Origin of the sequence: Pseudoalteromonas sp. XMcav2-N (assembly GCF_024124545.1) — a bacterium.
In the GTDB taxonomy this organism is placed as follows: domain Bacteria; phylum Pseudomonadota; class Gammaproteobacteria; order Enterobacterales; family Alteromonadaceae; genus Pseudoalteromonas.
Genome location: NZ_JAMXSF010000001.1, coordinates 726,859 through 737,503, shown reverse-complemented (window position 1 = coordinate 737,503; position 10,645 = coordinate 726,859). Strand labels below are relative to the sequence as shown.

8 protein-coding genes, 2 tRNA genes and 1 rRNA gene are annotated in these 10,645 nt (G+C 45.3%); 6 read left to right on the top strand and 5 right to left on the bottom strand.

Going from position 1 to position 10,645, the window contains the following annotated elements:
- Positions 1-212 (bottom strand): 16S ribosomal RNA (locus NH568_RS03025); the annotation flags it as partial.
- A 591-nt stretch (positions 213-803) separates the two neighbouring features.
- On the opposite strand from NH568_RS03025, the gene NH568_RS03020 reads away from it, so the two are divergent.
- Together NH568_RS03020 and NH568_RS03015 are read left to right on the top strand one after the other, a co-directional pair.
- The gene (locus NH568_RS03020; RefSeq protein WP_253044491.1) at positions 804-2,222 is read left to right on the top strand and encodes a sodium:alanine symporter family protein; all 1,419 of its coding nucleotides are present in this window, start codon (positions 804-806) and stop codon (positions 2,220-2,222) included.
- A gap of 165 nt (positions 2,223-2,387) precedes the next feature.
- Positions 2,388-2,464, top strand: a tRNA-Pro gene (locus tag NH568_RS03015).
- 106 nt (positions 2,465-2,570) lie between these two features.
- Here the strand turns inward: NH568_RS03015 and NH568_RS03010 are convergent.
- Positions 2,571-3,332, bottom strand: a complete 762-nt coding sequence (locus NH568_RS03010; RefSeq protein WP_253044490.1) for an SDR family oxidoreductase — start codon at positions 3,330-3,332, stop codon at positions 2,571-2,573.
- A gap of 310 nt (positions 3,333-3,642) precedes the next feature.
- On the opposite strand from NH568_RS03010, the gene NH568_RS03005 reads away from it, so the two are divergent.
- Positions 3,643-3,719, top strand: a tRNA-Pro gene (locus tag NH568_RS03005).
- A 97-nt stretch (positions 3,720-3,816) separates the two neighbouring features.
- Here the strand turns inward: NH568_RS03005 and NH568_RS03000 are convergent.
- Positions 3,817-5,028: a serine hydrolase gene (locus tag NH568_RS03000; RefSeq protein ID WP_253044489.1), complete on the bottom strand. Its 1,212-nt coding sequence runs from the start codon at positions 5,026-5,028 to the stop codon at positions 3,817-3,819.
- A gap of 263 nt (positions 5,029-5,291) precedes the next feature.
- Between NH568_RS03000 and NH568_RS02995 the strand changes: the two genes are divergently transcribed.
- Both NH568_RS02995 and NH568_RS02990 read left to right on the top strand, forming a co-directional pair.
- Positions 5,292-5,879 carry a TetR/AcrR family transcriptional regulator gene (locus tag NH568_RS02995; protein WP_253044488.1) on the top strand — a complete coding sequence of 196 codons (588 nt, stop codon included), beginning with the start codon at positions 5,292-5,294 and terminating at the stop codon, positions 5,877-5,879.
- A 140-nt stretch (positions 5,880-6,019) separates the two neighbouring features.
- On the top strand, positions 6,020-6,871 hold the full coding sequence (locus NH568_RS02990) for an alpha/beta hydrolase (protein ID WP_253044487.1): 852 nt from the start codon (positions 6,020-6,022) through the stop codon (positions 6,869-6,871).
- Between the two features lie 128 nt (positions 6,872-6,999).
- On the opposite strand, the gene NH568_RS02985 is transcribed toward NH568_RS02990, so the two are convergent.
- Positions 7,000-7,803: a phage holin family protein gene (locus NH568_RS02985; protein WP_253044486.1), complete on the bottom strand. Its 804-nt coding sequence runs from the start codon at positions 7,801-7,803 to the stop codon at positions 7,000-7,002.
- 465 nt (positions 7,804-8,268) lie between these two features.
- A complete protein-coding gene (locus NH568_RS02980; protein WP_160317350.1) occupies positions 8,269-8,427 on the bottom strand; it encodes a hypothetical protein in 159 nt (52 codons plus the stop codon).
- 762 nt (positions 8,428-9,189) lie between these two features.
- Here NH568_RS02980 and sbcB point away from each other — a divergent pair.
- Positions 9,190-10,641 carry an exodeoxyribonuclease I gene (gene sbcB, locus NH568_RS02975; protein ID WP_138552043.1) on the top strand — a complete coding sequence of 484 codons (1,452 nt, stop codon included), beginning with the start codon at positions 9,190-9,192 and terminating at the stop codon, positions 10,639-10,641.
- Positions 10,642-10,645 lie beyond the last annotated feature (4 nt).

Below are 10,645 nucleotides of genomic sequence, written 5' to 3'. Positions count from 1 at the left end.
CGAGAGCCGAAGCCCCCTTTGGTCCGTAGACATTATGCGGTATTAGCCATCGTTTCCAATGGTTGTCCCCCACCTAAAGGCATGTTCCCAAGCATTACTCACCCGTCCGCCGCTCGTCATCTTCTAGCAAGCTAGAAATGTTACCGCTCGACTTGCATGTGTTAGGCCTGCCGCCAGCGTTCAATCTGAGCCATGATCAAACTCTTCAATTAAAAGTTTTTTGAAACCGAAGTTTCGTGCTCAATGAATTCTGATTTTGTCTGTTTCTACTTTTTAAAAAAGTAAAATCAAAACGAATTGACTATGTTAGTCACTCAGTTCAGTTGAGACTCTAAATTTTTGTGCGTCACTACCTAAGTAGCTTCGCTGTTAGAACTCAATCTGTACGAGTGCCCACACAGATGATTGCTTCATATTTTTAAAGAACAGTGCGACTCAATGTCGCTGCGCTGTTAGCGCTGAGGGTTGTGCATTCTAATCACTTTCCTCTTTTTGTCAACACTCAGATTTAAAAGAAGTTAAACTAAGTTTCATATGACTAATCGGCATTTTGTTCAGCGTTATATTTGCTGCCCGCCGTGTCGATGGATGCGCATTATAGGGAGATTCGAATGCAGCGCAAGCGCTTTTTATGATTTTTTTGAATTAATTTTTTACCCAACACGACCTCACAACTGCCACACAAGTTACCCACAAAAACCTGTGGATAAAGCAATAATACTTAGAGTTGAAAGCCGTCATGTGCTAAATTACGTCACCTTATTTACCCGTTCTGCTATATCTATAATAAGGGTCGTAATCCAATGGCTGACTTTTTTAATACTATAAGCGGCTTGCTGTGGGGTCATATACTTATATACCTATTAATTGCAGCAGGTGTTTTCTTTACCCTCCGACTGGGTTTCATACAGTTCACTCAATTCCCGTACATGATTAAAGTCATGGCAAACAGTCGAAGTGGCGCCAAAGACGGAATTTCTTCTTTTCAGGCTTTTTGTACCTCACTTGCCGCACGAGTTGGTACCGGAAATATGGCAGGTGTTGCCGTTGCGCTTTATCTGGGTGGACCCGGTGCTATTTTTTGGATGTGGCTCATCGCCCTGATTGGTATGGCGACCAGTTTTGCAGAAAGTGCGCTTGCTCAGCTATACAAAACCAAAGACGATGAAGGCAACTACCGAGGTGGCCCTGCTTATTATATGGAGTATGGCCTGAATAAACGCTGGATGGGTGTACTTTTTTCTTTATGTCTGATCCTCGCTTTCGGCTTGGTGTTTAATGCCGTGCAGGCAAACTCGATTGCCGCAGCGTTTGAAGTAGCTTTTGATGTTCCCAAATATGTGATGGGCTTGCTACTGGTATGTGGCTCAGCCTTTATTATCTTCGGCGGTCTTAAAACCATTGCCCGCTTTGCTGAGCTGGCAGTACCTTTCATGGCGATCGCCTACTTATTATTGGCAATCATTGTCTGTGCTATGAACGCCAGCCAGTTACCCGACGTTTTCATGCTGATCATCAACAGCGCATTTGGTTTTGAGCAAGCTGCAGGCGGAGCCGTAGGTTATGCCGTCATGCAGGCAATGATCCAGGGAATTAAACGTGGTCTATTCTCCAATGAAGCAGGCATGGGTAGTGCCGCAAATGCCGCAGCAAGCGCAACCCCGAACCCAAACCACCCAGCATCACAAGGCTATGTTCAGATGCTGGGTGTATTTGTTGATACCATAGTGATATGTAGTGCCACCGCCGCACTTATTCTGCTCTCTAACCAACTCGTGCCAGAATCTGGTGTCACGGGTATTCAATTAACGCAGGCCGCACTGGTTGAACACGTGGGCGACTGGGGTGCAATTTTTGTAGCTATCGCCATTCTGTTCTTTGCCTTTACTTCTATTGTTGCAAACTATAGTTATGCAGAAACCAACCTGTTATTCCTCGAGCATAACCATCCAAAAGGCCTGTTTATATTCAGAGCCTGTGTACTGGCTATGGTCATGTTTGGTGCTGTAGGTGAGCTTGGCCTGATCTGGACGCTTGCCGATATCTCAATGGGCCTGATGGCGATTGTAAACGTGGTTGCGCTGTTCATGTTGTCTGGCATTGTTATCTGGCTTGCCAAAGACTATCGCGCACAACTTAAGCAAGGTAAGACGCCCGTATTTGATCCCTCACAAAAACCTGAAGTGTTAAAAACCTTACCTAAAGGCATTTGGCACAAGTAATCTAAGACCGGGGTAGCGTACCGCACGCTGCCTCAATCTCACTTCCCCCACATTAACCCTATTGCGCAACAAATCCGCACTCGAGCCCGGTCAGCACAAATAACATTCAGTTGAAACAATTACTTATTGCCTTTCATCAAAAAATCATTATAGTGAAACCCAAGTCGGCATATAGCGCAGCTTGGTAGCGCACTGTCATGGGGTGTCAGGGGTCGCAGGTTCAAATCCTGCTATGCCGACCATTCTTTTCTCACTCCAGTCAAATACTTATATTTCAGTATCTTCATCTTCAAAAGCTCTGTGCCACAACTAAAAGTCAAAACCTGTTCACTCATATATTTGTTTTCTTTAGGCATTATTGTCATTCACATGCATACTGTTATTGCTTAGTACAATTTTATCAACGGAGCAGACACGATCCTGAGATAAAGCAAACTGGATGCATTCAAAAACATGTCGCGCTGACAGATTCATATGGTCTGTGTGCGAACGGGGCTGATCCCACTGCGCCTCATTGAGCGCAGATGGATTGTCGAAGTTGGGCGGATAAATACTGATCACTCTTATACCCTGCCCCATTAACCGATGCCGAAGCCGGTCTGCAAATGTGGACTGTGCAGCTTTTGCAGCGCTAAAAGCTTCACTGGCAACTGAGCGTGGGTTGTTTTCGAGACTGGCGGTACTATTGATAAACAGAATGTCTGGTGAAGCTGAACGCTGCAAAAGTGGTAGAAATTTTTGCGTCATCAAAATACTGCCTGTCGCTGTAGAATTGATAGTTTCGACAATCTGCTCATCTGATACTTCTAATATTGAGCCAGACAACCAGAATGAGGCATTGTTGATCAAAATGTCGACTTCAGCAGTGCGTGCTTCAACTTCCTGTGCAAACAGCGCAATTTCACCAGGCTTAGTCACATCGACCTGAAACGGCGTGACTTTGGCACTGGGAACCGCTTCGAGTACCTGCCGGGCTGTCGCTTTCGCTTTGGTAAGCGTTCTGGCCGACAGAAATAACTCTGCCCCCAGCCTGGCAAACAAAATAGACAGCGTCAGTCCAAAGTCTGGACTGGCTCCTGTAATCACAACTTTCTTGTTTTCAAAACGCATATTTAACTTTCCTGGTAAAATGGCTATTTGCTCCACGACACGGTTAGACTTAACCGATGTCAATCAAAATTAGGCCTTGAAGTCAGTTGCCTGTATTTTAAAGCTCTCAGACAAGCCATGTTTACCACACGCCAAGCCCATTTCCAATTTAGTTTACTTCACCCGGGAAAGTTTCCAGCGTATTCACACCCATGACCTTTGCTTTTTTGTACAAAGGGCGTCCCTTTGAAACCCTTATGTTTAATTAATGTGCAAACAAACAGCCCTGGTGTTGCCTTTCCAATAAAAATCATTATAGTGGCAACCAAGTCGGCATATAGCGCAGCTTGGTAGCGCACTGTCATGGGGTGTCAGGGGTCGCAGGTTCAAATCCTGCTATGCCGACCATTCTTCTCCCCCTCTTTTCTACTCTCATTGTCACTTAGTCTCTCAGTATTTTCAGCAACGTCCATGTCGTTTCTCTTAACTCAACTCTCTAACCAGACTATTGATTCATTAATCTGACTGCAATACTTTTCATGGCGCTGCCCGATTTCGTGTCCAGTCCCCGATTCATCAGAATAATAAACCCATCTTTTTTGTTTGGATCAAAGTACATGGCTGCGAATACACCAGGATCCGAGCCCATATGTCCTATCAATCCCATACTGTTGTCGCGCCAGAAGAAACGTTGACCTTTTGATACAGCTTCGGGTGCCTGGATCGATATCATTTGCTGAGATATCGCAGCTGACAGGAGTGGTTCGCCGGCCATGGTTTGGTTTTTTAACAGCTGGGTCAGAAACAGGCTGAGCTCTTTGATACTGGTGCGGACCCCACCATCAGGATACTGAGGGTTACCATAGTGAGGCTGTGGCACAAACCGCTTGAACGCAATGGGTGGATTAAAGTACTCGTTAATCACATAATTCAATTTAGGTGATTCGAAATCACCACACACAGGTGTATAAGGAATGCAGGATTCCACTTCATAAGGCACTGCTATTTCTGCAAATGAGAGACCCTCTAATCGCCAGCGGGTGTTGTCCATTCCCAACGGTTTAAACAAATGATCCACACTGTACTGCGCCAGGCTTTCACCCGTGGTTGCCTCGACCAGATAACCCGCCAGAGCAGAAGCCAGGTTGCTATACTTGCGATGAGTGCCTGGTTGATGGTCCAGATAATAGGCCCCCTGCTCATACAGATGCCCCCCGGGTGTCAGTAATGACGTCAAGTGTGCTTCCAAGGTCGTTTCAGGATCCCGATTTGCCGTGAAGCTGTTTACATCGTAGTAATCTGCAATCCCGGAGGTATGGGTCACCAAATGCCTGAGTGTAATCGTCTCATTCTCTAGTTTGGGGTTATCAACCTTAAACGGTAAATAATCGTTAATATCCCGGTCGAGTTCAAGCTTACCCTGCTCTACCAACTTAAGCAGCACCACGCCCATAATGGGTTTGCTGATTGAAGCGATATTAAACAAGGTGTCTTGTGTCACCGGCCTGTTTTGCGTCACATCCGCAAAGCCAAAGGTATGAAGTGTGGCTTCTCCATTGTCAATTTTGGCAATCGCCAGCCCCGGGATAGCCGCTTCTTCCATAACGGCCTTGATGTATTCGCTAAACGTCTTCTTGTCCTGGCTGATGGCTTCTTGTTTTGGTAATAAAATCCAGAACACAGGCAGTAGTAAAACAGCGATAAACAGCTTTTTCAAAAATCTTCTCCAAGTTAAAACACATACAGGAGCATAATACAGGCCAAATTTTATGTCATTGTATTTTAATAAGATTTTAAAATGGGAGTCACAGGAGGTTATGCATGTTGGTTGTTATGGCTAACTTTTGGCTAGTTTGACACTCAATATGTATCAAACTTATGGCCACTACTATCCATGCTCTTACACACTCTTTAAACTTTGACCTATCATTAAAAGAACGGTCGTGCTATAAATATATGTAACATAGCAGTGAGTAGTGTATGAGCAAAGGCAAACAAACCCGCGATAACATTTTAAATGTGGCATTTGCGCTGGCCAGTGAGAATGGTCTGGAAAGCCTGACGATTGGTGAGCTGGCCAAACAGTGCAGTATGTCTAAAAGCGGTTTGTTCGCACACTTTAACTCAAAAGAGAACTTGCAGGCGGCTGTTGTTGATTTTGCCAATGATATTTTTGTACAACGCGTTATTGTGCCTGCTCGGGCAGATAACTGCCGCAACTATGAAGAGAAGATAAAGGCGCTGTTACATCACTGGTTAAACTGGAATCAATCATTCCAGGGCAGCTGTATGTTCCTGGACGCCTGGCGAGAAAAATGTGCCGACGAGTCTGCCGCGCAGCGAGTGCTCAAGCAAGGGATTGAAAATTGGCTAACCTATTTGCAAATCCAGATAGGCAAAGGCGTTGAAAACAACGAGTTTCGGGCTGATCTGGCACCGGAGCAAGCCACTTTTGAGTTATATGGCATGTATTTGAGTGCCCACCTGTATCATTCAATGCATGGACAGGAAGAAAGCACACAGAGGTTCTGGCATGGCGTAGAACGCCAGATACAGAGCTGGAAGTAATTGTTTTAGCTTTCCGGTAGTTTAGGCTAAACAGGATAAACCCCAGGCTGAACACCTTCAGCCTTTTTTTGAATACATTATTAGCACGACCGTTCGTTTTAAAGTTAACTGGCTATGGTGTTTTTCGTGGAGAAAGAGAAATGAGTGACAAGATTTACTTTAAATCAGATAGCAAATTTAACTTCAAAAAGCATATGCTTAATGTCATGACCCGTGCGCACCACAGAATAGCGCCAGGACATGCCGAAAAGACTGCAACTAAGCTACTGCTTACGCCGGTCAGGGCTAAGCCCAAGCATGCGGCACCAAATGAAATGGTTGAGGGCAGTATTTCTTCAAAAGAAGGCTTACTAAAAACCTATCAGATTGGTAGTGGGCCCGTTTGGGTGTTAACCCACGGCTGGTCTGGCAGTGCCAACCAGTTCTTTCCTTTGATGCAGCACATAGCTCAGCAAGGCTACACAGCACTGGCCTTTGACCACCCAGCCCATGGCAACAGTGAAGGCTCGGTCGGTCACCTGCCCGCCTTTGTATACGGACTTGAAGCTGTACTCGACAACACAGACCATGTTGAAGGTGTTATCGCCCACAGTATGGGCTGCGCCGCGACTATTGAATGTAAGCACCCAAAACTTGCCGACAAACCGCTGTTACTAATTGCACCCGTGCTGGATTATGTCAGCAATTTGTTTGGCAGTATTGAGCGTTCGGGTTATTCAATGCGACTGTTTCGCTCCGTCGTCAGCAAGGTCGAAAATGAATACAACTACCCAATGGCGTCTGTTGACCCGTTTGCAAAGCTAAAAAGCCGATCCGCTCAGTGTATTATTGTGCACGACCAGAACGACCGGTTTGCGCAGTTTACCGTCTCTAAACAAGCAGCGACCGAAATGTCTAAGGTAAAACTCATAGAAACGCAGGGGCTTGGGCATGGCCGTATCTTGCAAAGCGAGCAAGCAAAAGAAGCGTTTGAGGAATTGGTAACGCCTTAGATAATACCTGCCCTGCTAGATATGTTACTAACATATGTGCAGGGCTAAAATTCGGTTTTCAAAACAAGGTGATACACTGGCCCAACGCTGTGAACACTAAACTGTCAGGCGCAGAAAGTGACATCATCTCACTTAAATATCGAAGTACTGGCCACAATACTTTCTATCTCACTTTTCAGTACGTCAGAAGTATCCTCCATGTGAGAAGCGTATATTTCCAAAAGCATCTCGTTCGATAAAAATATATGAGTTATCCTTGTTGGCATTGGCTCCCCTTTGCCGTTAAGGGGCGTCAATTGATAACTGTACGCCTTTCGCCCGCCTACATTAGTGGGGCCGTGCTCAATGTTTTCGTCTAATTGTGACCAGGTTACTGCGGTCCTTTGGAAGTAATCGTCCTGCTCACTCATAAAAACAGCAGGTACTGTCGTAAGGTGATAACGCACCCCGACATTTCTATCCTCTGAAGCTCTAATAAAAATATCTGCGGCTCTGATATCTATGGCAGCAGTATCCAGTTCCCACCCTCTGCGGGGGTAACAAAAACCGAACCTTAGCTGCGAAACATAGTGACTTTGATACCCATCAGCACACCCCACAATAGGTGACTCGCAATTCTTACTGAACAGTGAATTTGAGAGAGTTAACACTACGATAAACGCAGCGATACCGCCGGATGCGCTAAATGTAAATGGATGCCTGGATATAAAAGGTAACGGAACACTGCCCCTCGCAGCAACGGCTCCTCCTAAAAAAGTGATAGAAAGTGCTACCCCAAAAGCGATGACAACCACAACTAAAAAACGGCTATCACAGGGCACTTCTAAGCCAAAGGCCGACATGACTATCAATAGCATGAAAAAGAGCAGGGTAAGACCACCAAACACAGCTCCAGCAATAACCACCCAGTTAGGCACTTGCCTTGTCATCATTATTATTCCTTCTCTTTTTAATTTTTGCGCAATGTCGTCCCTGAGAGACTTGTGAAAAGATATCCCATCTACTTAGTATTTGTATCAAACTTTAGCCATTGAACTCAAATAAGACGACGCAATTATGTACAATTAAAGTGCGCAAAATAGCAGTTAAAGCAGTATCCGCTTTTATTGAATCGCAACAAAATGACATTACACACCCGGTTGATAATGGGTCCATACACGAAAATCGCGTCAACTCTGCCTGGATGGAATGCAAGACATTAAAATAGCGACAGATATTGTTATATGTTTTTGATATACGGTTCAAAGTTAAGAGAATTAGCCAACTGGTATAGCCCTGTAGGAGAACATTCCGGTTTGCTAATACCTAAATGAAATGCATGAAGGACAAATAGATAAGATCTGACTGGACTCCTTGTTAAAGCATAAAGCCCGACTAAGCCGGGCTAAGCAGCCTTATCAACAAATGTATGCTGTTGGGCAAAATACAGGCGCTGTGTAACATGCACCATAGTCTTTACTGTAGGCACTTGCCCCACCCGCAATTTCATTCGTTTGCTGTGCGTTTAGGTTTTTACCTGTACTTAGCGTTTTTAATTTAACCTTTTTAAGTTTCATGTTGTTTCCTGTTGTATTTCTTACAATGGTTATTCGACAAATGATGAGACACTCTGCTCTGGCTGTGCTCATCCGTTAAACAATGTGTTGAAATTAGCAACAAAAAACAAGGTGTTTTAGCCACTTTCTCAGTGCGCGTTTTTAGGTACTTGTTTTTTAAGTTGTTTACTACATTGAAATTTTATCAAGGAAACAAAAATGACAGCGCTATATTTTTGTACTAAGTACGAGCCGTAAAAGATGACACGACATCACACTCTTGATATTGATGCATTAGCCAATCTGCTACTCAAATGCTCAAAGAACTGGTATTGCACATACATAATTTCATCTACTCATGTCATGGTGTTCGGAATTAGTAACTTTTAGCTTCAGTGACACACATAGAGTGACCCCATATACTGAACAAGCTTTTAAGTAGATTTTCCACTAATAGGAAGAGGCCGATTTTTTGATGATAAACTATTAGTTAGTTTACCAACGCCCTGCCCTGAACCTTTTAATATTTGAGCATGCAAACCCACACTCGCCCTCTTCCGTTTACTCCCAACCCATCACTATGAGACAATAGCGTAACGACTTAGATTTCCAGACTTTTGAGTTTGTACAAGCCTAAGCAGTATGCGCATTTATATACACACTGATTGAGTTCAGTACACGCAGTGATACACACACTTAGGTTTAAAAAACAGCAAACTCTGAACAGCAACCTGCTGCACTGAATAAGAATAACAGGTTGATTGAAATAGGATTTATAGCCTGATGGCGACACAAGAATTAACTGATAATATCCCCACAATTTACTGGCACGATTATGAAACCTGGGGGGCCAGCCCGCAGAAGGACCGGCCGAGTCAGTTTGCCGGGATCCGTACCGATCTGGACCTGAATATTATAGGTGAGCCGCTGATTGAGTATTGTCGCCCGGCGGCGGATTATTTGCCTCAGCCAGAGGCTTGCCTGGTAACTGGGATCACGCCGCAGCATGCGCTGAAACATGGATTGCCGGAAAGTGAGTTTATGGCCAAGATCCATCGCGAATTCAGTAAACCCAATACCTGTGTTGCCGGTTATAACAGCATTCGGTTCGATGACGAAGTGACCCGCTATAGTCTGTATCGCAACTTCTATGACCCCTATGAACGCGAGTGGCAAAATGGCAATAGCCGCTGGGATATCATTGATTTAGTGCGTGCCTGTTATGCGCTTCGCCCTGAAGGCATTGTGTGGCCAGAAAAAGAAGATGGCACCCCAAGTTTTCGCCTGGAAGACCTCACCAAAGCGAACGGCATTGAGCACGCCGATGCCCACGATGCGCTGAGCGATGTGACGGCAACCATTGCGCTGGCCAAGCTGATTAAAGACAAACAGCCTAAACTGTATCAGTTTTTCTTCTCGCTGCGCGGTAAAAAAGCACTCGCGGACCTGATTGATGTGTTTAACATGCAGCCACTGGTGCATACTTCTTCGCGTATTCCAGCCACTCAGGGTTGCACCAGCTGGATTGCGCCAATGAGCTTTCACCCGGTGAACAAAAATGCCGTGGTGTGTTTCAACCTGACCAATGACCCGCAGGTGCTGCTGGACCTGTCGGTAGAGGAACTCCGTGCGCGCTTGTACACTAAACACAGTGATTTGGGCGAAGATGAGCTACCGGTTGGCCTGAAACTGGTTCACCTGAACAAATGTCCGATATTAGCGCCTGCAAAAACGCTGCTACCAGAGAACGCTGCCCGCCTGGGGATCGATCGTGAACAGTGTCTGGCACATCTTAAAATTCTTAAATCGCACCCGGAGCTGCGCGACAAGGTGGCTGAGGTGTTTAACGACCAGGGCGATTTCAGCGACACAACTAACCCGGATTATCAGCTTTATAATGGTTTTATCAGTAAAGCCGACAAAGCCAAGCTGGCCATTGTACGCGAAGCGCCGCCGCACGAATTAGGCTCGCTCAACCTGGAGTTTGAAGATCCTAAATTCCATACTCTGCTGTTTCGCTATCGTGCCCGAAACTGGCCGGAAAGCCTCTCTGCCAGTGAACTGGAGCAGTGGCGTAAATACTGTCAGAACAAACTCATGCATGGCGAAGACAACCCGTCTATCAATGCGCAGGACTTTATGATCACGCTGGAAAATCTGGTGTATGAACATGAAGGCAATGAAAAGAATCTGGCTGTGTTAAAGGCACTGTACCATTACGCGCAGAGCCTTTAATCTG